Below are 24,597 nucleotides of genomic sequence, written 5' to 3'. Positions count from 1 at the left end.
GCGCGGTCACGCCCCCCGTGCAAGCCCACCCGCATCTTCCAGCAAATGTTCGTAATACGTAACATTCACTTGGACAGGCTCTGCGCGCGCTGCCGCAGCCACTGCATGAGCAGCAAGGTCCGCTCGGCGTCCGGCATGGTGCGCCGGCTCTCGAAAAACTCCGTGACGCGCGCCCGGTGCAAACCGAGTTCGCGCGCCAAACTCGCCTTCGCTCCCCGCTGGCGCAGGTGCGGGCGGGCCAGCTCCACGAGTGCGAGCCAATGGGGTGTATCCACTCCAGGCCGGAGCGTCGCACCGCGCGAAAGCGGCTTGGATCTTGTTTGGCTCCTCAATTCGCGCGCGATCGCGACGGCGGCGCTCTCGACGAGGTCAAGCAGCGGATCAGCGCTGCGGAGCTTGGCAGGTCCGGCATAGAGCATTGTTACGTATTACGAACATTGTCGGTGCGGCGCAAGGTTCGCTTCGGCGGGACGTGAGGGAGTTTCGCGTTTGCAGCACGGAGAAACGCTCGCGACGATCCCCGCATGCCATTTGCCCAGGCCCGCGCCCGCGCCGCCGCGCTCGATCGCGCCGATCCGCTCGCGCGTTTCCGGACGGAGTTCGAAGGGCCGGCCGGGCAGATCTACCTCGACGGCAACTCGCTCGGGCTGCTCTCGCGGCCGGCCGAGGCCGCCCTGCAGCGCGTGCTGGGCGAGTGGCGCACGCTCGGCATCGGCGGCTGGACCGAGGCCGCCACGCCGTGGGTCTCCCTCTGCGAAACGGTCGCCGGGCAACTCGCGCCGCTGGTGGGCGCGGCGGCCGACGAGGTGGGCGTGACCGGCTCGACCACCGGCAATCTCCACCAGCTCCTCGCGACGCTCTACCGGCCGGAGGCGGCACGCCGCGTCATCCTCGGCGACGAACTGAATTTTCCCTCCGACGCCCACGCCATCGCGAGCCACCTGCGGCTCCGCGGGCTCGATCCGGCGGCGCATTACCGCGAGGTGCGCAGCCGCGACGGGCGCACGCTCGACGAGGACGACCTCATCGCGGCCTTCACGCCCGACGTGCAGCTGGCGGTGTTGCCGGCGGTGCTGTTCACGAGCGGGCAACTGCTCGACGTCGCCCGCCTGACACGCGAGGCCCACGCGCGCGGGATCGTGATCGGCTTCGACTGCTCGCACTCGATCGGTGCCGTGCCGCACGCGCTCGCCGCCGGCGGCGCCGATTTCGCGTTCTGGTGCTCCTACAAATACCTCAACGCCGGCCCGGGCGCCGTCGGCGGACTCTATCTCCACCGCCGGCACCACCCGCGATCGCCCGGGCTCGCCGGCTGGTGGGGCGTCGCGCTCGAGCGACGCTTCGCGATGTCGCACACGCACGAGCCCGCCGCCGGCGCCCCGGCGCTGCACGTCGGCACCCCGCCGATCCTCAGCGTCGCCCCGCTGCAGGGCGCGCTCGAGCTCTTCGCCGCCGCGGGCGGCATCACGCCGCTGCGCGAGAAATCCCTCGCCCTCACCGCGTGGCTGATCGAGCTGGCCGACATGCACCTCGCCCCGCTCGGCTTCACCGTCGTCACCCCGCGCGCGCCCGGGCGTCGCGGCGGCCACGTCTCGCTCGCCCACCCCGAGGCGTGGCGCATTTGCCAGGCGCTCAAGGCCGCCGGCGTCGTGCCCGACTTCCGTCCGCCCGACGTCGTCCGCCTCGCCCCGGTGGCGCTCTACAATTCCTACACCGACTGCGTTGCGGCCGTGGAGCGCCTGCGGCACATCGTCACCGCCCGCGCCTTCGAGAAATTTCCCGCCGCCCGCGACAGCGTCACATGAAACTCATCGACATCTCCCGCCCGATCCACACCGGCATGGTCGTCTGGCCCGGCGACACGCCGACGGAATTCTCCTTCGCCGCCACCAAGGCCGGCGGCTACTCCGCCAACGTCGGCCGCCTCGCCGCCAGCATGCACGCCGGCACGCACGTCGACGCGCCGTATCACTTCGCCGACGCCGGCGCCAAGATCGACGCGGTGGCGCTCGACGCCTACGTCGGCCCCGCGCGCGTGATCGACGCCCGCGGCCGCGACGTGCTCACGCCGGACCTCTTCGCCCCTTCGACTGGAGCGCGACCCCGCGCGCGCTCATCCGCACCGACAGCTGGCAGGACCCCGCCGCCTTTCCGCCCGGCTGGCCGCGCTACGCGCCGGAGCTGCCCGCGTGGCTCGGCGCCCACGGCGTGCGGCTCGTCGGCATGGATTTCCCGTCGGTGGACCAGCCGACCAGCAAGGACCTCCCCACGCACCACGCCCTCGAGGCCGCGCACGTGCTCATCCTCGAGAACCTCGACCTCCGCGCCGCCGCGCCCGGCGTCTACGAACTCATCGCCCTGCCGCTGAAGATCCGCGGCGGCGACGGGTCGCCCGTGCGCGCCGTGCTGCGCCACGGTTGACTGGCTTCGCGCGCACCGCCTAGATGGGCGCGCTAATGAAACCGCTCTACGATTTCAGCACCCTGGTCGTCGATCGCACCATCGCGCCGCGCGACGGCATGGTGTCCGCGGGGCTTGAGGAACAATACTTCGACCTCGGCCGCCGCGCGCTTGAGCTGATTCATTTTTCTTCGGTGCTGTGCGACAAACCGCACTACCCTGCTATCCTCGACCTTCCCTGCGGCCACGGCCGTGTGCTGCGCTACCTGCGCGCCCACTACGGCTACGCCAAGATCACCGCTTGCGACCTCGATCGCGACGGCGTGGATTTCTGCGCGCAGCAGTTCGGCGCCACGCCGGTCTACTCGCAGCCCAGTCTTGGTGCCCTGAACTTCGACGCTCAGTTCGACCTCATCTGGGTGGGTTCGCTGGTAACGCACCTCGACGAGCGACGCTGGCTCGAGACTATCGACTGCCTCGTAAAGTGGACGAAGGAATGCGGCGTCATTGTCTTTTCGACCCAAGGTCGCACGGTCACCAGCCTGCTCGCGCGCGGCCGCCGCAACGTCGCCGAGAACATCGACAAACCCGCGCTGCTCGAGGAATTCGCCCGTCGCGGCTTCGCCTACCAGCGCTATTTCGAGGCGACGCCCGAGGCAGACTATGGCTTCGCCGCCACTTCACCCGAGTGGTTGATGCGACAGCTGCAACGTTATCCCGACATCATCCTGCGCGCCTACCTTGAGGAAGCGTGGGGTATGCAGGACATCGTGATCCTCTACAAGAAGGCAGGCCACTTCGAGCCGGTGCTGGGCGTGCCAGAACGCTCGGCTAACCACTCCCCCGCAGACGCGCCCGCGGTCAGGGGCGGCCTCTTGAGAAGATTCCTCGGCCGCTAGCGCGCGCCGAAGAATTCCCAGCAGAGCACGGCCGCGGCGGCGGAGACGTTGAGCGATTCGACCGTGTCCGCACCAGGGATCTTCACCAGCCGGTCGCAGGCCGCGGCGACGCCCGGCGCGATGCCCTTCTCCTCGTTGCCCAGCACGATCGCCGGCGGCCGCGGCAGCCCGCGGTCGCGCACCTCGCGGGGCGACAGCTGCGTGCCGCGCAGGCTCGTGCCGATGAGGTAGTGGCTGCGCTTCAGCGCGGCGCAGAACTCCGGCAGCGAGGGCACGCGATAAAACTCCACGAACTCCATGCCACCCTCCGCGACGCGATACGCCGCGTCGCCCGGCAGCGCCTGGCCCGGGGCGTCGGGGACGACGACGGCGCGCACGCCGAAATACGCCGCGCTGCGCACGATCGCGCCGAGGTTGTTGGCGTTGCTGACGCGGTCGAGCAGCAGCAGCGGCGCCTGCGCCTGCGCCCACGCGGCCAGCACGTCGGGCGTCACGCGCCGCAGCGGCCGCGCCGCGATCACCGCCACGATGCCGCCGTGGTGCACCGTGCCGGCAACCTTCTCGAGCTCGTCCGGCGGCACCTGCCGGTAGATGCGCTTGTGCTGGGCGAGGTAGGAACACATCTCGCCCGCGCGCTTGCCCGTGGCCGGGTCGAAGAACAGCCGCAGCACGTCGCCGGGATGCTGTGCGAACAGCGCGGACACGGCCTGCCAGCCGCAGACGTTGAGCTCGGACGGTTTCGCGGGAGGAGAGGATGGCGGGCGCACACCGCAGCGCACCGCGCCGCCGCGCCCCACGCAAGCCCGGAGACGGCCGCGGCGCCGCACGGCTTCCGGCCGGCCCGGCGCTTCCCCGCCCGCCTCACCCATGCACCGCCGCGCGCCGCCTCACTTCACCTCGCCGACGAGGGTGAACTCCTCGCGGTCGTGATACAGGTGGCGGATGCGGAGGCTCGCCGCGTGGGTGGCGAACACGCCGCCGGGCGCGCGCACCGTCCGCAGCAGCGCCAGCGGGTCGGTGCGGCCGAACTTGAAGATGATCACGAAGCGCCGGCACCAGCCGCGCTGCAGCCACGGCGCGATCAGGTCCTCGAGCACGTGGTGCGGCTCCTCGACCAGGTCGCAGAACATCCAGTCGAACACCTCGCCCTCGGCCGGCTTGAACTTGAACGCGTCCTCGCGCCGGTGCTCGATCAGCGGATTGTCCAGCGCGCCGCCCTTGAGCGGGCCGTTGTCGATCGCCACCACGCGCGCCCCGCGCCTGGCCGCGCTGTAGCTCCAGCCGCCCGGCGCCGCGCCGAGGTCGCACACCGTCTCGCCCGCCGCCGGCTCGCGCCCGAGCACGGCGTAGGCCTCCTCGACCTTCAGGTAGGAGCGCGACGGCGCCAGCGGATCGTCCGCCATGCGCTGCTGCCCGCCGCGCCAGGCCTCGCGGCCGGCGAAGACGCGCCCGAAGTCCGCGAAGAACACAAAGAGCCCCCGCACCTTCCCGCCGCCGCGCGGCATCTCGGGCGAAGCCAGCTTGGCGACGCGGCGCAGCTTCTTTTCCAGCAGCTCGTGGAAGGCCTTCTCCACGCCCGCCGCGCGCCGGCCGAGCCCGGGCACCTCCGCCGCCTCGCGGAAGACGCAGGGCCAGGCCGCGTCGACGCGCTCGCCGCGCAGGCTCTCGAGAAAATAGTCCGCCAGCTGCTGCGCGAGGACGTTGACCGAGTCGCCGCGGATCTCGCGCGGCGCCAGCAGCGTCAGGTGCGGGAAGCACAGTTCGTCGATCGAGCGCGGCACGGCGTCGCCAGGCAGCGCCTCCGCGCCGGCCCAGCCGGGGCCGGTCTCCTCCACGGTCAGGCCGTCCGCCTGCAGCTCGCGGGCGAGCAGCGCTTCGAAGCCGTGTTGTCCGAGGAAAAGCATCGCGCCGAGTTTCCGTCATACCCCGGGCGAGGCGACGAAAATCTCGCGTTTTGCCCCGCCGGGCGTTCACTCGGCCTTCCCATGCGCCCGCAAACCTCCGACCTCCGCATCCGCACGGCACGACCGCTGCTGTCGCCCGCGATCCTCGAGGAGGATCTGCCGCTGAGCGAGGCCGGCGCGGCGCTGGTGCACCGGGCGCGGCGCGAGATCGGCGACATCCTCGCCGGACGCGACGACCGCCTCGTCGTCGTGGTGGGCCCGTGCTCCATCCACGACCCGGCCGCGGCGCTCGACTACGCGCGGCAGCTCAAGCCGCTCGCCGACCGCTTCGCCCGCGACCTGCTGGTCGTGATGCGCGTCTATTTCGAGAAACCCCGCACCGTCGTCGGCTGGAAGGGCCTGATCAACGACCCGGACCTCGACGGGAGCTTCATGGTCAACAAGGGCCTGCGCCTCGCGCGCAAGCTCCTGCTCGACGTCAACGCCGCCGGGCTGCCCATCGGCACCGAGTTCCTCGACACCACGCTCGGCCAATACTACGCCGACCTCGTCTCGTGGGCCGCCATCGGCGCGCGCACGACCGAGAGCCAGATCCACCGCGAGCTCGCCTCCGGCCTCTCCATGCCCGTCGGCTTCAAGAACCGCACCGACGGCGACCTGCAGGTGGCGGTCGACGCCATCGTCTCGGCCAGCCACCCGCACTGCTTCCCCTCGCTTACGCGCGAGGGCGCGCCGGCCGTGCTGGCCACGGCGGGCAATCCCGAGGGCCACCTCGTGCTCCGCGGCGGCAGCCGCACGGGGCCGAACTTCTCCGCCGAGCACATCGCCACCGCCGTCGGCCTGCTGCAGAAGACCAGCGCGCTGCCGGTCGTGCTCGTCGACTGCAGCCACGGCAACAGCGGCAAGCAGCACGACCGCCAGGTCGCGGTCGCCGCCGACCTCGCCGGCCAGATCGCCGGCGGCAACCGCGCGATCATCGGCGTGATGCTGGAGAGCAATCTCGTCGCCGGCGCGCAGAAGCACGAGCCGGGCAAGCCGCTGGTCTACGGCCAGAGCATCACCGACGCCTGCCTGGGCTTCGACGAGACCCTGCCGCTGCTGGAGCAGTTTGCGGCGGCGGTGGTCGCGCGGCGCTCTCGTTAAGCCCGGCCCCGACGATCCGCTCGGAACGCGCCGCGCGCCCGGTCCCGTCACCGGCGCGGGAATTTCCCTCGCGCGGCCGGCGTTTCTCCTCGCCAGCCTCCGGCGCGCTTCGCAGAAAAACGACCGCATGCCTCGCCGGTCACCCGCGCTGCTTTTCCTCGGAGCCCTGCTCGCCCTCGCCGCCCTCGTCGTCGCGCCGGGCTGCGCCAGCAAATCCGGCAAGAAGGCGGAGAAGCCCGCGGCGCCCGCCCCGGCCCCCGAGCCGCGCCCCACGCCGCCGCCGGAGAAGCTCCCGCCGGTCATGCTCGGCATCGACGTGCTCGAGGCCGAGGGCTTCAAGGCGATCGCGGGCAAGCGCATCGGCCTGCTCACCCATGCCGCCGGCCTGAACCGCCGCGGCGAGCCGACCTGGAGCGTCCTGCGGCGCGCGCCGCAGGCGAAGCTCGTCACCCTCTTCGCCCCCGAACACGGCCTCGACGGCACGATCGCGGCCTCGGTCAACTTCGCCGACTCGATCCATCAACCGACGGGGCTGCCGATCTACTCCGTCCACGGCAAGACCCGCAAGCCGACCAAGGCGATGCTCAAGGGCCTCGACGCCGTCGTCATCGACCTGCAGGACATCGGCTCGCGCTCCTACACCTTCGCCAGCGCCATGCTCGCGATGATGGCCGCGTGCTTCGAGAACAACGTCGAGGTCATCGTGCTCGACCGCCCCAACCCGCTCGGCGGCCTCAAGGTCGACGGCCCGCCGCTCGACGCCGAGTTCAAGAGCTACGTCGGCGCGTTCCGCACGCCCTACGTCCACGGCCTGACGCTCGGCGAACTCGCGCGCATGGCCAAGGACCTGCCGCGCATGCTGTATATCCCCAACGTCATCGACACCCCCGAGGCCGCCCGCCAGAAGGGCCGGCTCACGGTGATTCCGATGCGCGGCTGGACGCGCGCGATGCGCTGGCCCGAGACCGGGCTGCGCTGGGTGCCGACCTCGCCCATGGTGCCGAGCTACGAGGCGGCGGTGGGCTACGCCATGATCGGCCTCGGCACGCAGGACAGCGGCTGGAGCTCCGGCATCGGCCGGGACTACCCGTTCCGCGGCATCCATTTTCCCAAGAAGACGCCCGACGAGATCATCAAGGCGATGGAAGCCTACAAGATCCCCGGCGTGCGCTTCCTCAAGATGAACGGCCTCTCGCGCGAGGGGAAGGTCGTGCCCGGCGTCTACGTCGAGGTGGTCGACTGGGAGAAATGGCGGCCGACCGAGGTGTCGTTCTACATGCAGAAGCAGGCCGCGCTGTGGTCGAAGCTGAATCCCTACGCCAGCCTCACCGCGAGCGAGGCGCGCACGTTCAACATCCACGTCGGCTCGGCCGCCTGGTATAACGCCATCCGCACGCAGGGCGGCCGCGTCGACGTCACGCTCTTCACCAAGAACTGGGCGGAGCGCGCCGCGGTCTTCCAGCAGCAGGCGAAGAAATACTGGCTCTACCCGTAAGGCGGAGCCGCTTCCGGGTTTGCCTCCGCGGGGCGATTGGGATTTCCACCCGCCATGCCCCTGCTCCCCCGCTCGCTGCTCCGCGGCGCCTTCGTGGCGCTCGCCGTGACCGGCGCGACGCTCGCGCTGCGCGCCGCCGACCCCGCCTTCGATCCCGTCGCCGCCACCGAGAAGATCATGGCCCAGCTGCCGGCCGAGGCGCGGGCGAAGTCCGACGCGTATTTCGAGGGCGGCTACTGGATCCTGCTCTGGGACGTCGTCGTCACCGTCGGTCTCACCGCCCTGCTCTACCGCCTCGGCGTCTACACCCGGCTCCGCACCCTCGCCGAGGGCGTGACCAAGTCGCGCGTCGTGCACGGCCTGGTCTTCCTCACGCTGCTCGTGCTTGTCGGCTGGGTGGTGAACCTGCCGTGGGACTACTACACCGGCTTCGTCCGCGAGCACCAGTATGGCCTCTCCAACCTCAGCCTCGGCGGCTGGCTGAAGGAGCGCGCGACCGCGCTGATTCCGGGCCTGATCATCGCGCTCTTCCTCGGCTCCCTGCTCTACCTCGCCATCCGCCGCTCGCCCGGCCGCTGGTGGATCCGCGCGGCGATCGCGACGCCGTTCTTCATGGTCTTTCTCTTCGCCCTCTCACCGGTTTTCATCAGCCCGCTCTTCAACCGATACACGCCGCTCACCGACGCGAAGATCCGCGACCCGATCCTCTCGCTCGCCCGCGCCAACGGCGTGCCGGTGGACAACGTCTACCAGTTCGACGCCTCGAAGCAGTCCAAGCGCATCAGCGCCAACGTCAGCGGCGCGCTCAACACCATCCGCGTCTCGCTCAACGACAACCTCCTCACCCGCTGCACGCCGGCGGAGGTGCAGGCGGTGATGGGCCATGAGCTCGGCCACTACGTCCTCAATCACGTCTACGAGCTGGTCGTCTACTTCAGCCTGCTCGTCGGCGCCGGCTTCTGGTTCGTCAACTCGGCCTTCTGGTGGGTGCAGCAGCGCTGGGGCGGAAGCTGGGGCGTGCGCGACATCACCGACTACGCCGGCCTGCCGATCATCCTGGCCTGCTTCTCGGTCTTCATGCTCTTCGCCGAGCCGGTGAAGAACTCCATCATCCGCTCGAACGAGGTCGAGGCCGACATCTTCGGGCTCAACGCCGCGCGCGAGCCCGACGCCTTCGCCCACGTCGCGCTCCAGCTCTCCGAATACCGCAAGATGCACCCGGGCCCGTGGGAGGAGATCCTCTTCTTCGATCACCCGAGCGGCTACAATCGCATCCTCATGTCGATGCGCTGGAAGGCCGAGCACCTGAACGACAAACCGGCCGCCGCGCCCGCCGGGCAGGCGAGCCAGTGACGCGCCACCGCCCGGTGGCCCGCGAGCGCGCCACCGGGTTGCCGCCTGTCGCCGTCCGTCCGCGCCGCGGCCGGGCGGCCGCAGCGGCTCACTCCTTCGGCTTCGCCGGGCTGTTCTTCATCGCCCACTGGTCATACTCGGCGCGCGGCATGAACTTCAACGACGCGCTGTTGATGCAGTAGCGCAGGCCGGTCGGCGCCGGGCCGTCGTCGAACACGTGGCCGAGGTGCGACCCGCAGACCGCGCAGTGCGTCTCGGTGCGGACCATGCCCCAGCTCGAGTCGGTCTCCTCGGCGACGAAGGCCTTCTCCAGCGGCTGCCAGTAGCTCGGCCAGCCGGTGCCGGAGTCGAACTTGTGCCGCGAGTCGAAGAGCGGCGTGTCGCAGCCGACGCAGAAATACACGCCGTCGGCGTGGTTGTCCCAATAGGCGTTGCGGAACGGCGGCTCGGTGCCCTGCTGCCGCGCCACGCGATACTGCTCCGGCGTCAGCCGCGCGCGCCACTCGGCGTCGGTGCGCCGCACCTTGGCCTTGCTCATGTCGATGACGACCTGCGACGGCAGCCCGCAGGCGGACTTCGCGTCGCCCGGCGGGCAGTAGGCGGCTTCGGAGGCGGGAGCGTCGGGCTTCGTGGATTTCATGGTCGGAGAGTTGGCGGCGGAAACCAGCGCGGCCGAGGCCGCGAGCGATGCGGCGGCGGTGACGGCGAGGAGGGTCTTGTTCATCGGCGGAGGGAGGCTAATCAGGGACGGCGGGGAAGCAAACGCGGCGGGGCCGCTCACATGGGAGCGGCGACGGCGGCGTTTATTCCACGCGGCTGCGAACCTTGCCGTCGGCGAACTCGGTCACGAGCGGCTGGCCGGACTGCACGCCCCGCGCCCGGCTCACCGGCCGCCCGGCCGCGTCGCGCACGAGCGCGAAGCCGCGCTTGAGCACCGACTGCGGGCTGACCGACTCGAGGCGCTTCCACAGCGCGAGCAGGCGGTGCGACTCGAGCTGCACGCGCCGCTCGGGCGAGGCGGCCGCCAGGCGCGCGCGCGCGGCGGCGAGTTGCTCGCGGCGCTCCTGCGTGGCGTGCCGCAGGGCCGAGCCGAGGCGGTTGGCCAGGTCGTCGACGCGCAGCTGGCGCTGCTCGATCACCGCGGCTGGCGAGAGCAGGCGCAGGCGGCTGCGGGCGTGGTCGAGCTGCTGCCGGGCGTGCTCCAGGCGGGCCGCGGCGATGTCCTCCAGCGCGCCGCCGGCATTGAGCACGCGCTCGACGACGGCCAGGTGCCGCGAGGAGATCAGCTCCGCCGCCGCGCTCGGCGTCTCCGCCCGCACGTCGGCCGCGAAATCGCAGAGTGTGTAGTCGATCTCGTGGCCGACCGCGGAGATGATCGGCACCGCCGCCGCCGCGACCGCGCGCACCAGCGGTTCCTCGTTGAAGGCCCAGAGGTCCTCGATGCTGCCGCCGCCGCGCCCGATCACGAGCAGGTCGAAGATCCCGAGCGACCGCGCCAGGCGCAGCTGTTCCACCATCTCGGCCGCTGCGCCCGCGCCCTGCACCTTCGCCGGCAGGATGACGAGCCGGCCGCGCCACTCGCGCCGGCGCAGGATGCGGATGAAGTCCTGCACCGCGGCGCCGGTGGGCGAGGTGATGAAGCCCACGCACGCCGCCGCCACCGGCAGCGAGCGCTTCTTCTCCGCGGCGAAAAGCCCCTCGGCGGCCAGCCGGCGCTTCAGCTGCTCGAATTCCTGCTGGAGCCGGCCGACGCCGTGGTCGACCACGGCGCGGACGATGAGCTGGTATTGGCCGCGCGCCTCGTAGACGTCGATTTCGCCGTAGACGAGCACCTGCAGGCCGTCGCGGAGCGCGACCGACTGCCGCGCGGCGTCGCCGCGGAAGAGCACGCAGCTGAGCTGCGCCGTCGCGTCCTTGAGGGAGAAATAGACGTGCCCGCTCGCCTGCGCGCGGAGGTTGGAGACCTCGCCCTGCACCCAGCCGGCGGGCAGGCCGCCCTTGAGCAGCTCGCGCACGCGGCGCGTGAACTCCGCGACCGTCTGCACGCGGCCGCCGTCGTCGTTCAGCGCCAGCTCGTCGGGTTTCACACTGCCTTTTTGCGCCGCTCGTAGTGCTTGCGCACGAGGTGCGTCGCCGTGAGCAGCGCCGCCAGCGCGCAGATCGAGATCAGCGCCACCTTGCCCTTGCCGTGCAGCAGTGCGTCGCCGAAGAGCAGGAAGGCCACGTTCAGCGGCCACGCCGTCAGCGCCGACACGAGGAAATAGCGCCCGAACGGCACCTCGGCGAGGCCGGCGAGGTAGTTCTGCGCGAAGAACGGCACCCCGGGCGTCACCCGCAGCAGGATGACCAGATCGGTCGCGTCGCCCGCCTCGACGTCGGGGAGCTGGTAACCGAGCCGGTGGACGATGCCGCTGAGCAGCGGCCGCAGCCCGCGCCGCGCCAGCCCGTAGGCGAGGCAGAAGTTCACGGTCACGGCCGCAAGCGAGAGCGCCACCACGCCGGGCGTGCCGAAGCGCGGGCCGTAGAGGGCCACCGCCGGCAGGGAAAACGCCAGCATCGGCACCGCCGCCAGCGGCGCCAGCGCCATGCCGAGGAAGAACGCCACCGGCCCGGCCGCGCGCAGCAGCTCGAGCCCGCGGTCGATCAGCGTCCGCACGTCAATCCCGCGTAAAACCAGCACCGCCGCAACCCCGAGCACGACGACGACGGCGCCGAGCTTGAGCAGCAGAGCGCGGTTTTTCGGGGCGGAGGAGGTGCGGTCGGCCATCACCCCACGATGCGCGGGCGGCTTCCGCGCCGTCAAGGCCGGAGCCTTCTTTGCTCTTCCCTCGCCCCGCCCGTCCTCTAGCGTGCCGCGCACCGCCATGAAGCTCTCCGTCGTCATCCCCTGCTACAACGAGCGCCACACGATCCGCTCGATCGTCGAGGCCGTGCGCGCGGCGCCGGTGGCGGACAAGGAGATCATCATCGTCGACGACTGCTCGACCGACGGCACGCGGGAGATCCTGCGCAGCGAGATCGAGCCGCTGGTGAGCAAGGTGGTCTACCATCCGGTCAACGCCGGCAAGGGCGCGGCGCTGCGCACGGGTTTCGGGGCGGCGACGGGCGACGCGGTGATCGTGCAGGACGCCGACCTCGAATACGACCCGCAGGAATACCCGCGCCTGCTCAAGCCCATCGCCGAGGGCAAGGCCGACGTCGTCTTCGGCTCGCGCTTCATGGGCGCCGAGGCGCACCGCGTGGTCTACTTCTGGCACATGGTGGGCAACCGCTTCCTCACCCTGCTCTCGAACATGTGCACGAACATCAACCTCACGGACATGGAGACCTGCTACAAGGTGTTCCGCCGCGACGTGCTCCAGAAGATCACCATCGAGGAAAACCGCTTCGGCTTCGAGCCGGAGATCACCGCCAAGGTCGCCGCCCTCCCGGACTGCCGCATCTACGAGGTCGGCATCAGCTACTACGGCCGCACCTACGCCGAGGGCAAAAAGATCGGCTGGCGCGACGGCTTCCGCGCGATCTACGCGATCGCGAAATACAACCTCTTCCGCTGAATGCGCCCGGTCGCGTCCGCGCCGTCGACCCGCACCTGGCTGCTCGTCGCTGCCGCGCTCGCGCTCTACTACGTCATGGCGGTGAGCGTCTCGCCCCGCCTGGGCGTGACCGCCGACGAGGTCGTGCACCTCACCGGCGGCTACTCCTACTGGAAGTTCAACGACTACCGCCTCCACCCGGAGAACGGCACGCTGCCCATGCGGGTCGCCGCGCTGCCGCTGCTGGCGATGGACCTGAAGTTCCCGCCGCTCGAGGGCAACCCGGACTGGCTGCGCTCGCAGGTCAACACCCTCGGTGACCGCTTCTTCTTCGGCCTGGGCAATCCGCTCGACCGCATGCTGCTCGCCGGCCGGGCCATGACCGCCCTCTTCGGCGTGTTCACCGTGTGGCTGACCTGGCGCTGGGCCCGCGGGCTCTTCGGCGCCACCGCGGGGTGGATCGCGCTCGCGCTGGCGGTGTTCTGCCCGGCGCTGCTCGCGCACGGCGGCCTCATCACGTCCGACATGGCCGCGACCGCCTGCATGCTCGGCGCGCTCACGCTCGCGTGGCGGCTGCTGCACCGCGTCACGCCTGCGCGCCTCGCCGGCACCGCGCTGGCCTGCGGCCTGACGTTCCTCTCGAAAATGTCCGGCGTGCTCATCGTGCCGCTGCTCGGCGCGCTGTGGGCCGTCCGCGTCTGGCGCGGGGCGCCGCTCGTGGTGCAGCTCGGACCGACCCGCTGGCTGCGCGGCCGGCTCCGCCTCGCCCTGGCCTCGCTCGCCGTGCTCGGCGCCGTCGGCGCCGGCAGCCTCGTCGTGCTGTGGGCGGGCTACGGTTTCCGCTTCGAGGGCCTCCATCGCGCGCGGGCGGCGGCCGAGAGCTACTATTTCTCCTGGGACGTGATCCTGGACAAGGCGCCGGTGCCGCGCGCGGCCGACACGTCGCTCGACCGCCTGCTGCACTCGCAGCGGCCGGTCGAGGAGACCGGCATGACGCACCTGCTGGGGTGGATGCGCGACCACCGCGTGCTGCCCGAGGCGTATCTCTTCGGCTTCGCCCACACCTACAAGTTCGCGCGCTACCGCCCGGCGTTCTTCCTCGGCGAATACCGCACGACCGGCTGGCGGACGTTCTTCCCGGTGGCGTTCGTGCTGAAGACCCCGCTGCCCGCGCTGCTGCTCGGCGTCGCCGGCCTCGCCGCGCTGCTGTGGCCGCGGTCGCGGCGCGCGCCGGGCGTCCGCCGCGCCTGGCTCTACCGCGCGGCTCCGCTGGCGGTGTTCTTCGTCGTCTACTGGATCATGGCGATCCAGATGAACCTCAACATCGGCCACCGCCACATCCTGCCGACGTATCCGGTGTTCTACGTCCTCGCCTCCGCCGCCGCATGCTGGCTCGTCGCCGGCCCGCGCCGCCTGGTCGGCGGAGCGCTGGCCCTGGCCGTCGCGGCGCACGCCGCCGACTCGATCGCCGTGCGGCCGTTCTACCTCTCGTATTTCCAGCCGCTCGCGGGCGGCGTCGAGCGCGGCTACCGCTACCTCGTCGACAGCTCCTACGACTGGGGCCAGGGCCTGCCCGACCTCGCCGCCTGGCTCGACCGCCGGCGCGCCGGCGGCGACACGACGCCCGTCTTCCTCACCTACTTCGGGGCCGACTCGCCCCGCGCACGCCGGCTCGACGTCATCCGCTTCGGCGACGAGTGGAACGACCGCGGCCCGCGCACCTTCCCCGCACCGGTGCGCGGCGGCTGGTTCGTGATCGGCGCGACGCATTTCCAGCGCGCCTACCTGCCCACGCGCGGCGAATGGGGCGAACGCCAGGAACAGGTTTACCAGGACCTGCTCCATCGCGCCGCCCAGGCCGCCGCGGCCAAGGCCCCGCGCTCCTCCGCCGAACAGGAGCGCGTGGTGCAGGACCTGATGGACCTCGAGCTCATGCAATTCGGCCGCCTCTGCCGCGCGCTGCGCGACCGCGAGCCGCTCGAGGTCGTCGGCGGCTCGCTGCTCGTCTTCCGGCTCTCCGACGCCGAGGTGCAGGCGGCGCTCTACGGCCCGCTGCGCTGAGCTGCTAACCGCCGGTAAATCCGGCCGGCCGCGCCGCCGGCGCCCAAATCGGACTTCCCCGCCGCGCCGCGCCCGCTTGAGTCGGCGCATGTCCGCCGCCTGGGCCCTGCTGCGCGATGTCGCGTTGTTTCTCTTCGCCGTCGGCGGACTGGCGGCCCCGTGGCTGCGCGCCGTGCGGCGCTGGCCCGAAACGGAACGCCTCCCGCTCGCCCTCGCCGCGGCGCTGCTCACCGGCTACGGCGCGGCCTTCGCCGTCTACCTCGCCGGCCTCGACTGGCGCTGGTTCTGGCTCGCCCCGCTCGCGGGCCTCGGGCTGGCGTGGCACCGCGACACCCGCGCGGCGCTGCGCGCGCCGGAGATCCGCGGCGCGCTGCTCGCCTACGCCGCCGTCGCGCTGGCCTGCCTCGGCTGGCAAAGCACCGTCTCCGTCTACAGCGGCGCCGCGTGGCAGGTCGACTGGTGGGAGCACTACGACCGCGCGCAGTTCTTCCTCGCGCGCTGGCCGCGCGACACGCTGTTCGCCACGATCTACCCGCTGCCGGCGCGGCCGCCGCTGGTGAACCTCTGGGCCGCCGCGCTGCTCGGTGCGAGCGGCGGCGCGTATTTCAACTACCAGATCTTCCTCACGCTGCTCAGCACCCTGGTCGTCTTCCCGCTCTGGACGCTGGCGCGGCGCCTCGACGCCGCCGGGCCGCGCTGGCTGGTGCCGGCGCTGCTCGCCTCGCCGCTGCTGGTGCAGAACGCCACCTTCCCGTGGACGAAGCTCGCCGCCGCCTTCTTCGTCCTCGTGGCCTGGCTGCAACTCACCGCGCGCGACGACAACGGCGGCCGGCTGGTCGCCGCCGCGCTCGCGCTCGCCGGCGGCATGCTCGCCCACTACTCCACCGGGCCGTGGATCGTCGCGCTCGGCCTGGCGTGGCTCCTCACCCGCCCGGCCGCCGCGCCGGCGCGGCAGCTCCCGCTCGCCCTCGCCGGCGCAGCGCTCGTCCTGCTCTCCTGGCTCGGCTGGTCGCTCGCCGCCTACGGCGCCGCCACCACCTTCACCCAGAACACCACGCTCGCGCTCGCACCGGCGCTGCCGCCGGCGGAGCGCCTCGCCGTCGCCGCCACCAACCTCGCGCACACGGTCGCGCCGTTCTCCTTCGGCCCGGTCGAGCCGTGGCTCGTCGCGCAGGCCAGCGCCCTCGGCCGCGCGCGCGACTTCTGGTTCATCCTCTACCAGACGCGCGCCGTGTGGATGTGCGGCCTCGGCGGCGCCGTGGTGCTGGCCTGGCTCGCTCTGTTGCGCCGCGAGTCTCCGCCGCGGCGTTTCGCCGTGCTCGCCCTCCCGGTCGTCGTCGTGCTCGGCACCGTCGTGCACACGCAGCCCGACGCCTTCGGCCTCGCGCACATCGCCCTGCAACCGCTCGCGCTGCTCGGCCTGGCGTGGATCGCGGGCGCCGCCGCCACGCTCCCGCGCTGGCTGCGGGCGCTCTGGCTCGGCGGACTCGCCGGCGACTTCGCCGCCGGCATCGCGCTGCACTTCGGCGTGCAATCCGGCTGGCTCGACCGCGCCCTGCGCGGCCCGCTCGCGCCCGACGCGCTCTGGAGCGCCTACACCCGCGCCGCGCAGGTGAGCTACCACGACAAGCAGGCGCTCCACCTCACCTTCCTCTCCGATCTCGGCGCGCCGCTGCTCAGCGTCGCGCTGCTCGCCGCCGCCGCGGCGCTCGCCATCCACCATGGGCGACGGGAAATGACTTTCCCCGCGCCTTCCCCCGCCTCTTAATCCCGCCATGCTCCCCGCCGTCACGCTCGTGATGCCCGTCTTCAACGAGGAGAAAGTGCTCCCGGCGCTCTTCGCGCGCCTCGCCGCCCTCTTCGACACCAACCCGGGCACCGCGTGGCACGCCGTGCTGGTGAACGACGGCAGCCGCGACGCCTCCGCCGACCTCATCCGCGCTCAGGCCGCGCGCGACCCGCGCTTCGAGCTGCTCGAGCTGTCGCGCAACTTCGGCTTCCAGGCCGCCCTCGCCGCCGGGCTCGCCCACGCGCGCGGCGACGCGATCGTGACGATGGACGCCGACCTGCAGGACCCGCCGGAGCTGATCGTCGAGCTGGTGCAGGCCTGGCAGGGCGGCGCCGACGTCGTGCGCGCCACCCGCCGCAGCCGGCAGGAACGCGGCCTGCGCCGCGTCGGCATGAATCTCTTCCACGCCTTCTTCGACCGCATCAGCGATTTCCCGATCGAGCCCAACTCCGGCACGTTCGGCCTGCTCAGCCGCGCCGCGGTCGACGCGCTGAACCAGCTGCCGGAGCGCCACCGCTTCTTCCCCGGCCTGCGCGCGTGGGTCGGCTTCCGCACCGCGGAGGTGTTCTACGACCGCCACGACCGCGCCGGCGGCGTGCCGCAGCAGACCTTCCGGCGGCTCGTGCACTACGCCTTCGACGGCGTGTTCAGCTTCTCCTACCTGCCGCTGCGCCTGCTCACCTACACCGGCCTCGTCGTCGCCGGCTGCGGCTTCGCGCTCGGGCTCTACTTCGTGATCAAGCGCCTGCTCGGCATCGAGTCCGCCCAGACCGGTTTCACCACCCTCGTCACGCTCGTGCTCTTCCTCGGCGGCATCCAGCTCGTCGGCATCGGCGTGCTCGGTGAATACCTTGCGCGCGTCTACGACGAGGTGAAACAGCGGCCGCTCTACCTCGTGCGCCGGCCGCCGGCGCGCTGAGCGATGGCCGCGTCCGTTCCCCGCCTGCGTCCGCCTCGCTGGCTCGTCTGGGGCTGGCTGGCCGCGATGGCCGTCGCCCACGCGTGGCAGGCGGCGAGCGTGTCGGACGAATTCTCCACCACCGCGGACGAGATCGCGCACCTCACCGCCGGCTACAGCTACTGGCAGGACCGCGACTACCGCCTCCAGCCCGAGAACGGCCTGCTGCCCCAGCGCTGGGCCGCGCTGCCGCTGCTGGGGCGCGACCTGAAACAGCTCGACCGCGCCCACAAGGCCTGGGCCGAGGCGGACGTGTGGACGGTCGGCGACCGTTTCTTCCACCAGAGCGGCAACGACCTCGCGGCGATGCTGCGCTCCGGCCGCGCCATGATCGCGCTGCTCGGCGGCGTGCTCGTGTTCGCCGTCGGCCTCTGGGCCTGGCAACTGGTCGGCGCCGCCGGCGCGTTCGTCGCGAGCACGCTCGCCGCGTTCAGCCCGACGCTCCTCGCGCACGCGGGGCTCGTGACATCGGACACCGCCGCCGCGCTCGGCTTCGTGCTCGCCGCCGCCGCATGGTGGCGCCTGCTGCATCGGGTCACGCCCGGGCGGATCGCGGGGGCGGGCCTCGCGCTGGGCTACCTGCTCCTCGCCAAGTTCTCCGCCGTGCTCTTCGCGCCGATGGCGCTGCTGATGCTCGCCGTGCGCCTGGTCCGGCGCACGCCGCTGCACGGCCGCCGCGGCGCGGCGCGGCTGGCGCCCTCGCCCTCGCCGGCGCCGGCACGGTCGCGATCGCCGCGGTGGCCGTGTGGGCCGGCTACGGCTTCCGCTACGCGGCGGCCGGGCCGCACGCGCCGGCGAACGCGCGCTTCGCGCTGTCGTGGGACCACGTGCTCATCGCACAGCCGACGACGACGGCGTTCCTCATGGCCGACGGCCGGCCCCAGGGCGAGACCGTCGCGATCGCGCCGGGCCCGGTGCAGGCGTTCGTGCGCTGGGGCACGGCCCACCGCGTGCTGCCGGAGGCGTGGCTCTACGGCTTCGCGTTCGTCGACCGCAGCAGCCGCTACCGGCCGGCGTTCTTCGCCGGCGACTGGCGCGCCACCGGCTGGCGGTCGTTCTTCCCCGTCGCCTACCTGCTGAAGACCACGCTGCCGGAGATCGCGCTGCATCTCGCCGGTCTGGCCTGCCTGCTCGCCGCCGCGCGGCGCTCGCACGCGGGCCGAACGCGGCTTACAAGGCGACGCCGCTGCTCGTCGTGCTGCTCGTCTACGGCGCGTTCTCGGTGCACAGCACGCTGAACATCGGCCACCGCCACATCCTGCCGATGTATGCCGTCGCCGCGGTGCTGGCCGGCGGCGTGGCGGCGGCGCACCTCCGCTCGCGCGTGCTCGCCGGCGGCGTGGCCGCGCTGCTCCTCGCGCACGCGGCGGCCAGCGTCCGTGCGCGGCCGGACTACCTGGCGTATTTCAACGAGCTCGCCGGCGGCAGCGCGGGCGGCTACCGCTACCTCGTCGACAGCTCGCTCGACTGGGGCCAGGACCTGCCGCGCCTCCGGCGCTGGCTCGACGCGCGCGGCGACCGCGATCCGGTTTTCCTCTCCTACTTCGGCTCCGGCTCCCCGCGCTACTACGGCATCGCCGCCACGCGCATCGGCGACACGTATTTCGACTTCAGCGGCGGCGAACGGCAGCTCGTGCCGCCGCTGCGCGGCGGCTGGTTCGTCATCAGCGCGACGATGTGGCAGCGCGTCTACACCCACGTGCGCGGGCCGTGGACCGCGCGCTACGAGGCGCGCTACCAGGTGCTCCGTCCCTGGATCCGCCAGCTCAACGCCACCCTCACCGCTCCGGCCCACGGGCCCGACGGCAAGGTGCTCACGACCGGCGAGCTCACCGACCTGCTCATCGACTTCGAGCACCTCCGCTTCGGCCGCCTCTGCTTCTTCCTGCGCGACCGCGCGCCCGACGCGCGCATCGGCGCGACGCTGTTCGCCTTTCACCTCAGCGACGCGGAGGTGAACTACTGCCTCGGCGCACCGCTGCCGGCCGACGTCCGGCTGCCCTGAACGCGCCGCGCCTCACGGCGCGTCGTTGAGCTGCAGGCGCGTGAAGACGAAGCTGTCGCCCGCCCCGGCGCTAGCGCGGATCGCGAGCGCCTGCTCGCCATGCCCCGCGGGCAAGGCGAGGTCGAACTCCACGCTGTCGCGCGTGCCGCAATCGACCACCGCCAGCTCGCGGCCCTGGCGGAGAAAACGCAGCTGCAGCGCCGGGGGCGCGGCGCGCGTTCGCCGGACCGCCACGTGCAGCTGGAGCGGGCGTCCCAGCGCGACGTAACCCAGTTCGTTCTCGTCGCCCCGCAGCTCCCGCGCCACGAACTGCCCGCGGCCCTCGGCGAAGCAGTCCGTCAGCGGCAGGCCCTTCCGCACGTGCCAGCCGCTGAACGCCGGCAGCCGGTTCCACCAGCCGAGCGCGCGCACGCGCTCCACCGGCAGATACAGGCCGTCGCCGAAACCGTCGCCCACGAGCCGCCAGTCGGCGCGGCCGGCGTAGCGGGCGTAGAGCGGCTGCGGCCGGCCGAGGTCGAAGAGCAGGACCCCGTCCGGCGGTTCGCGCTCGCCCGCCGGCGCACCGGCGAAACGCAGCTCCGGCCGCCGGCGCTGCAGGAGGCGCATCAGCGGATACTGGATGTCGTGGACGTTCTGCAGCGCGAGCCGCCGCACGCCGCTTTCCGCGACCACGTCGGCGAGGGCGACGTCGCGCGCCACCAGGCGCGGCTGCAGCCGGTAGTAGCCCAGCTCCCGCGGCGTTTCCCAGACCGCCGGGCGGCCCCAGAGCGGACGCGTCCACGTGTCGGCCCCCGGCCACCACGCGAGCGCGGCCCCCGCGACCGCCAGCGCCGCCGGGCCGCGGCGGGCGCGCGCATTCCAGGACTCGAGCGCGACCACGACCGCGGCGGTGCCGAGCGCGAACAGCGGCAGCTCGAGCCGCGCCGCCCACGGCTGCCATTTCAACGCCGCGCAGAACAACAACGCGCCCGCGAGCACCGCCTGCGCCAGCCAGCGCGCACGGCGCGCGGCGGCATCGCGGCCGAGGCCCGCCGCGAGCCCGAGCAGCACCGGCAACCCCAGCAACAGGTGCGCCGGCGCGCCCGCGTAGCTCTCGTTGCCGGGCGCGTAATCCACCTCGAACTTCAGCACCCACAGCGTCGTCCGCCGGTCGTCGGGATCGACCCCGAGCCAGGCGTGCGCGCGCGCGACGAAGTCGAGCCAGCGGCGGTTCCACGCCGCCCAGGGCGAAATCACATGCACCGAGGCGTGGCGCAGCACGCTCGACGCGAGGAGTCGCGGCCCGAACGCCTCGGCCGCGAGCGCGCCGCCGTCCTCCGCCCGATGCCGGCCGAGCGGCGTGCTATACCAGGCGAGATTGCGCGCGTGAAACGGCGCGACCAGGGCGAGCGTGAGCAGCGCCGCCGGGAGCAACGCCCGCAGCGCCGCCCGGGCCGGCGTGCGCCGCACCCAGGCCCACAATCCCAGCAGCACCAGCGGCGGCACGAAGAGCATGGCCGTGCTTTTCGTCAGCCAGGCGAGCGCCAGCGGCGCCGCGAGCCAGAGCGCGTCGGCCCGCGTGGGCGCGAAGTCGTCCGCCCGCCACCGCGCGAGCGGCACCGCGCCGGCCACGATCCAGAAGGTCGAGAGCAGGTCGTTCTTCGCGCTCGTCGCCTCGTGATAGGCCATCGGGAGCAGCAGTCCCAGCAGCGCCGCCACGCCGGCCGCGCCGCGCGAGCCGCCGAGGCGCCGGACCAGCAGCGCGAGCCCCAGCGCCAGCCCGGCGTAGGCGCCCCACTGCGGCAGGTTGGCCCAGCGGTCGCCGCCGGTCAGGGCGAGGAACTGCAGGCCGATCAGCTCCGCGAGCGGCGGCATCATGTTCTGCCGGTCGTTGGCGGTGACGAACGGCTCGAGCCCGCCCTGCTGGAGCCAGAGCAGCTGGCGCGGCAGGTGGTAATTCAGGACGTCGACCGTGTTCGGCGGCGAGAGCAGCGCCCGCGCGAGCGTCAGCGCGAGGAGGACGAGGACGGCGGCGGCGATCGCGTGCTGCATCGCCCCTCCGGTCGCGGCCAGCGCGCGCGCACGCCGCGGAAGCGCCAGCACGCGAGGGCGGCCGCGGCGCCGGCGACGAGCCAGACGAGCCGCAGCGGGCCGGGACGGAGGAGCGAGAACTGCCCGAGGAAATTCGCGCCGATCCACACGAGCGCCCCGAGCAGCACGGCGGCCTCGAGCAGCGCCTCGGGGCCCGAGCGTCCGCGCTGCACGCGCCAGCGATGGAGCGCCGCCAGGACCACCAGCGGCAGCACGCCCCAAAGCTGTGCGGCCGCGTTCACGTCGCCGCGATCGCCTGCCAACGCCGCCACGCCCACGCCGCCAACGACAGCGCCAGCACGGCGGTGAGCGCGGCCAGCAGCATCTGCTCGATGCCCACGACGACCATCACCCAGCGCCAGATCGAGACGGCCTCCTCCGGCCGGCCGCGCAGCGTCTCGAGCCACCACCATTTCGGCAGGAACATCCAGAGCGCGGTCAGCAGCACGAGACACAGGCCGCGGCCGAGGCGCTGCGCCGCGACGTCGCCGCCGCGCGCCAGCGCCAGCCAGGCCGGCACCACCAGCAGCCAGAGCACCGCGCGGTAGGAATAGTTGTTGTTGGCGAGATAGCAGAACAGCCAGCTCATGCCGCCGGCGACGGCCGCGACCGCGGCCACGCCCTCGCCGGGGATCGCCCGGGCGATGGCCGCGCGGCCGCGCCACAATGCCGCCGCCGCACCCGCCAGGCCGAGCGCCCAGCCGCCCAGCAGCCACAGCTGCGCGCCGGCGTTGTGCGCCCAGGTCACGGCGAAGATGCGGATGCCGTAGGCGTAGATCGAGTCGGGGCGCGGGGCGAGGGCGAGGGCGCGGAAGAAATCGGCGCGCTGCGACCACCACAGCCCGGCGAAGGCGAACAGGGCGGCCCCCAGCGTGAGCGCCAGTCGCGTCGCGCGCGTGCGTCGCGCCAGCAGCGCGGCCAGGGCGGCCAGCGGGTAGAATTTCAGCACCGCGGCCAGCACGAGCACGGCCGCGCCGAGCGGCCCGGTCGCCGGCGCCCGGCGCGCCAGCAGGGCCGTGGCCAGCGCCAGCAGCAGGAAGATGAAGAGGTCGTTGTTGCCGCGTTCGATGCCGAGCAGGACCGGCGGCGACAGGATCAGCAGGCAGGTCGCGAGCGCGCCGCCGGCGTCGCGCGGGGCGAGCAGCCAGAGGACGGCGACGACGAAGAGCACGCCCAGCAGCGCGCCGACCCACCAGGCGTCGGCGGTCACGAGGCCGAGCTGCGCGGTGACCAGCCACCACGGCCCGTAGACGTGCGGCCGGCCGAAGGGGTCGAAGGGATTCGGCTGGTAGACGTCGAGTCCCGCGCGGTGCGCGTCGCCCGCCGCGAGGATGGCCGCGGTGTCGGCGAAATACGGCCGCATGTGGAAGACGCCCACGAACGTCCACCAGTCCTCGTGCAGCGCGAGCACGAGAAACGCACCGACCAGCACCGCCGCGCACGCGACGCCCCAACGCCAGCGTTGGCGGTCGGCGCTCATGCGCGCGGAGGACGGTCGGCCGCCGCCGCGGGATGGCAGCGCAGCCGCCAGAGGCCGAACCAGGTCATGCGGAAGAGCAGCGCGCCGTGGCGGAAGCGCGAGATGTTGGTCTCGCCGTAGGTGCGGTCCTTGTAGCGCACGGGCACGTCGCGGATGCGCAGGTCGAGCAGCGCGGAGCCGAAGAGCAGGTTGAAGTCGCCGAACGGATCGAAGTCGCCGAAGGGCGCGATGCGGCGGAGCACGCGCTCGTAGTCGGAGCGCAGCAGCATCTTGGTGCCGCACAGGCTGTCCTTCACCGGCTGGCCGAGCACGAAGGAGAGCGAGAGGGCGAAGAACTTGTTGCCGAGGAAATTCAGGAAACGCATCGCGCGGTCCTCCATCGGGTAGACGAGCCGGCTGCCGTTGGCGAACTCGGCCGCGCCGCTGGCGACGGCGGCGTAGAACTTCGGCAGGTCCTCCGGCGGCGCGGTGAGGTCGGCGTCCTGGATGACGAGCACGTCGCCGCGCGCGACGGCGAAGCCGGCGTGCACGGCGTCCCACTTGCCCTTGCCCGGCTGCTGCAGGAAGCGCACCGCGTGGGGGCCGCGGTAGGCGGCGCACTCGCGCTGGATGGCGGCCCAGGTGTCGTCCTTGCTGTGGCCCTCGACGAAGATGACCTCGGTGCGCCGGCCGAGCACGGGGATGCGCTCGAGCGCGGCGCGGATGTTGCCCGCCTCGTTGCGCGCGGGGACGATCACGGAGCACGAGATCTCGCCGTCGATCCGCGGGGCGACGCGCGGGCGGGCGGTGAGCGCGACCGTGATGCCGAAATGCCGGAGGAACGGCAGGCGGACGACCGCGCGGTTGAGGAGGCCGGACACGAGCGGAACGTTGAAGGGGAAGAGCTGGATGCGCTCGAAGCGCACGACCTCCCAGCCGGCGAGCTCGAGCAGGTTCATCAGGTCGCCGTGCGTCAGCCAGGCGCTGGGCGGCTGGGGCATGACGGCGCCGAGCTTGGTCGCGGCGCGCAGCGGGCCGAGCCAGAGGGTGTTGAGCGAAGTCAGGTGCAGCCGCGTGCGCGGGTGGGCCGCGGCACGCAGGCGCTCGAGCACGCGCTGGATGTCGGGCAGGTAGCCGGTGAGGTAGTCGAGGATGATGTGGTCGAAGGGCTCGTCCCACTCCGCGGCGTCGGCGTCGAGGACGCGAAACTCGAGGCCCGCCTGGCCGCCGTGGCGCGCGCGGGCCTTCGCGATCATGGCGGCGCTGAAGTCGATCCCCAGGCCGCGCGCGGGGCGGAGCGCTGCGAGGAGGTCGCCGGCGCCGCAGCCGAGCTCGAGCACGCGCTCGCCCTCCGGGATGTGGTGGCGGAAATGCGCGCGCAGCTGGGCGTGGAAGCCGCCCTGCACGGCGCGGGCGCGGGCGTCATGCGTGGCGACCCAATCGAAGTGCGACTGGAGCGAACCGGAGGTGGACGCGGCCGGGGTCATGGCGGGAAGGGGCCCATCTCACCGCGGCGCACGGCCGG

General features: G+C 72.5%; 22 protein-coding genes and 1 pseudogene. 13 read left to right on the top strand and 10 right to left on the bottom strand.

Annotated features, from left to right (window positions below; genetic code table 11):
* Positions 1 to 65 precede the first annotated feature (65 nt).
* Positions 66 to 419, bottom strand: coding sequence for a hypothetical protein (locus ACMYLB_RS04465; RefSeq protein ID WP_415909764.1), 354 nt, complete (start codon positions 417 to 419; stop codon positions 66 to 68).
* A gap of 105 nt (positions 420 to 524) precedes the next feature.
* Between ACMYLB_RS04465 and kynU the strand changes: the two genes are divergently transcribed.
* The 4 genes and pseudogenes from kynU to ACMYLB_RS04445 all read left to right on the top strand — a co-directional run bounded on the left by kynU (position 525) and on the right by ACMYLB_RS04445 (position 3,299).
* On the top strand, positions 525 to 1,805 hold the full coding sequence (gene kynU, locus ACMYLB_RS04460; RefSeq protein WP_415909763.1) for a kynureninase: 1,281 nt from the start codon (positions 525 to 527) through the stop codon (positions 1,803 to 1,805).
* A pseudogene (locus tag ACMYLB_RS04455) lies at positions 1,802 to 1,996 on the top strand (cyclase family protein); the annotation flags it as partial. The gene kynU and the pseudogene ACMYLB_RS04455, both read left to right, overlap by 4 nt.
* Before the next feature lie 227 nt (positions 1,997 to 2,223).
* Complete coding sequence (locus ACMYLB_RS04450) at positions 2,224 to 2,421, top strand: hypothetical protein (protein WP_415911160.1); 198 nt, start codon at positions 2,224 to 2,226, stop codon at positions 2,419 to 2,421.
* Positions 2,422 to 2,456: 35 nt separating this feature from the next.
* Positions 2,457 to 3,299 carry a class I SAM-dependent methyltransferase gene (locus ACMYLB_RS04445; protein WP_415909762.1) on the top strand — a complete coding sequence of 281 codons (843 nt, stop codon included), beginning with the start codon at positions 2,457 to 2,459 and terminating at the stop codon, positions 3,297 to 3,299.
* Here ACMYLB_RS04445 and ACMYLB_RS04440 read toward each other — a convergent pair.
* Positions 3,296 to 4,003: a TrmH family RNA methyltransferase gene (locus tag ACMYLB_RS04440; RefSeq protein ID WP_415909761.1), complete on the bottom strand. Its 708-nt coding sequence runs from the start codon at positions 4,001 to 4,003 to the stop codon at positions 3,296 to 3,298. The two genes, ACMYLB_RS04445 and ACMYLB_RS04440, sit on opposite strands and share 4 nt — an antisense overlap.
* Before the next feature lie 183 nt (positions 4,004 to 4,186).
* A complete protein-coding gene (locus tag ACMYLB_RS04435; protein ID WP_415909760.1) occupies positions 4,187 to 5,203 on the bottom strand; it encodes an SAM-dependent methyltransferase in 1,017 nt (338 codons plus the stop codon).
* An 81-nt stretch (positions 5,204 to 5,284) separates the two neighbouring features.
* Here ACMYLB_RS04435 and ACMYLB_RS04430 point away from each other — a divergent pair, with 81 nt between their 5' ends.
* From ACMYLB_RS04430 to ACMYLB_RS04420, 3 genes are all read left to right on the top strand, one after another.
* Positions 5,285 to 6,346, top strand: a complete 1,062-nt coding sequence (locus ACMYLB_RS04430) for a 3-deoxy-7-phosphoheptulonate synthase (protein ID WP_415909759.1) — start codon at positions 5,285 to 5,287, stop codon at positions 6,344 to 6,346.
* Positions 6,347 to 6,473: 127 nt separating this feature from the next.
* Positions 6,474 to 7,841, top strand: a complete 1,368-nt coding sequence (locus ACMYLB_RS04425) for a DUF1343 domain-containing protein (protein ID WP_415909758.1) — start codon at positions 6,474 to 6,476, stop codon at positions 7,839 to 7,841.
* A gap of 54 nt (positions 7,842 to 7,895) precedes the next feature.
* On the top strand, positions 7,896 to 9,194 hold the full coding sequence (locus ACMYLB_RS04420) for a M48 family metallopeptidase (RefSeq protein WP_415909757.1): 1,299 nt from the start codon (positions 7,896 to 7,898) through the stop codon (positions 9,192 to 9,194).
* Positions 9,195 to 9,282: 88 nt separating this feature from the next.
* On the opposite strand, the gene msrB is transcribed toward ACMYLB_RS04420, so the two are convergent.
* The 3 genes from msrB to ACMYLB_RS04405 all read right to left on the bottom strand — a co-directional run bounded on the left by msrB (position 9,283) and on the right by ACMYLB_RS04405 (position 11,961).
* Positions 9,283 to 9,732 (bottom strand): peptide-methionine (R)-S-oxide reductase MsrB, encoded by a 450-nt coding sequence (gene msrB, locus ACMYLB_RS04415; protein WP_415911032.1) that lies wholly within the window; start codon positions 9,730 to 9,732, stop codon positions 9,283 to 9,285.
* Between the two features lie 265 nt (positions 9,733 to 9,997).
* Entirely contained in the window at positions 9,998 to 11,281 is a 1,284-nt protein-coding gene (gene xseA, locus ACMYLB_RS04410; RefSeq protein ID WP_415909756.1) for an exodeoxyribonuclease VII large subunit, read from the bottom strand.
* Positions 11,278 to 11,961 (bottom strand): TVP38/TMEM64 family protein, encoded by a 684-nt coding sequence (locus tag ACMYLB_RS04405; protein ID WP_415909755.1) that lies wholly within the window; start codon positions 11,959 to 11,961, stop codon positions 11,278 to 11,280. The genes xseA and ACMYLB_RS04405 overlap by 4 nt, the downstream gene beginning before the upstream one ends.
* Positions 11,962 to 12,058: 97 nt before the next feature.
* Between ACMYLB_RS04405 and ACMYLB_RS04400 the strand changes: the two genes are divergently transcribed.
* The 6 genes from ACMYLB_RS04400 (at position 12,059) to ACMYLB_RS04375 (ending at position 19,543) form a co-directional block, all read left to right on the top strand.
* Positions 12,059 to 12,751, top strand: a complete 693-nt coding sequence (locus ACMYLB_RS04400; protein WP_415911031.1) for a glycosyltransferase family 2 protein — start codon at positions 12,059 to 12,061, stop codon at positions 12,749 to 12,751.
* Complete coding sequence (locus ACMYLB_RS04395) at positions 12,752 to 14,791, top strand: ArnT family glycosyltransferase (RefSeq protein ID WP_415909754.1); 2,040 nt, start codon at positions 12,752 to 12,754, stop codon at positions 14,789 to 14,791. It abuts the gene before it with no gap.
* A gap of 88 nt (positions 14,792 to 14,879) precedes the next feature.
* Positions 14,880 to 16,559 carry a hypothetical protein gene (locus ACMYLB_RS04390; RefSeq protein ID WP_415909753.1) on the top strand — a complete coding sequence of 560 codons (1,680 nt, stop codon included), beginning with the start codon at positions 14,880 to 14,882 and terminating at the stop codon, positions 16,557 to 16,559.
* 7 nt (positions 16,560 to 16,566) lie between these two features.
* A complete protein-coding gene (locus ACMYLB_RS04385) occupies positions 16,567 to 17,499 on the top strand; it encodes a glycosyltransferase family 2 protein (protein ID WP_415909752.1) in 933 nt (310 codons plus the stop codon).
* Between the two features lie 3 nt (positions 17,500 to 17,502).
* Positions 17,503 to 18,618, top strand: coding sequence for a hypothetical protein (locus tag ACMYLB_RS04380; protein WP_415909751.1), 1,116 nt, complete (start codon positions 17,503 to 17,505; stop codon positions 18,616 to 18,618).
* A gap of 115 nt (positions 18,619 to 18,733) precedes the next feature.
* Positions 18,734 to 19,543: a hypothetical protein gene (locus tag ACMYLB_RS04375; protein ID WP_415909750.1), complete on the top strand. Its 810-nt coding sequence runs from the start codon at positions 18,734 to 18,736 to the stop codon at positions 19,541 to 19,543.
* Between the two features lie 12 nt (positions 19,544 to 19,555).
* Here ACMYLB_RS04375 and ACMYLB_RS04370 read toward each other — a convergent pair whose 3' ends face one another.
* From ACMYLB_RS04370 to ACMYLB_RS04355, 4 genes are read right to left on the bottom strand one after another with little or no spacing between them, the layout of a single operon-like run.
* A complete protein-coding gene (locus ACMYLB_RS04370; RefSeq protein ID WP_415909749.1) occupies positions 19,556 to 21,574 on the bottom strand; it encodes a phospholipid carrier-dependent glycosyltransferase in 2,019 nt (672 codons plus the stop codon).
* Positions 21,529 to 21,855 carry a hypothetical protein gene (locus ACMYLB_RS04365; RefSeq protein ID WP_415909748.1) on the bottom strand — a complete coding sequence of 109 codons (327 nt, stop codon included), beginning with the start codon at positions 21,853 to 21,855 and terminating at the stop codon, positions 21,529 to 21,531. Before ACMYLB_RS04365 ends, ACMYLB_RS04370 begins: the two co-directional genes overlap by 46 nt.
* Positions 21,852 to 23,093, bottom strand: a complete 1,242-nt coding sequence (locus ACMYLB_RS04360; protein WP_415909747.1) for a glycosyltransferase 87 family protein — start codon at positions 23,091 to 23,093, stop codon at positions 21,852 to 21,854. Before ACMYLB_RS04360 ends, ACMYLB_RS04365 begins: the two co-directional genes overlap by 4 nt.
* Positions 23,090 to 24,559, bottom strand: coding sequence for a glycosyltransferase (locus ACMYLB_RS04355; protein WP_415909746.1), 1,470 nt, complete (start codon positions 24,557 to 24,559; stop codon positions 23,090 to 23,092). Before ACMYLB_RS04355 ends, ACMYLB_RS04360 begins: the two co-directional genes overlap by 4 nt.
* Positions 24,560 to 24,597: the final 38 nt, after the last annotated feature.

This window comes from Oleiharenicola sp. Vm1 (assembly GCF_047777955.1).
GTDB lineage: Bacteria > Verrucomicrobiota > Verrucomicrobiia > Opitutales > Opitutaceae > Didemnitutus.
The sequence above is the reverse complement of the archived record's forward strand: the minus strand, read 5'-3'. Positions and strand labels throughout refer to the sequence as shown.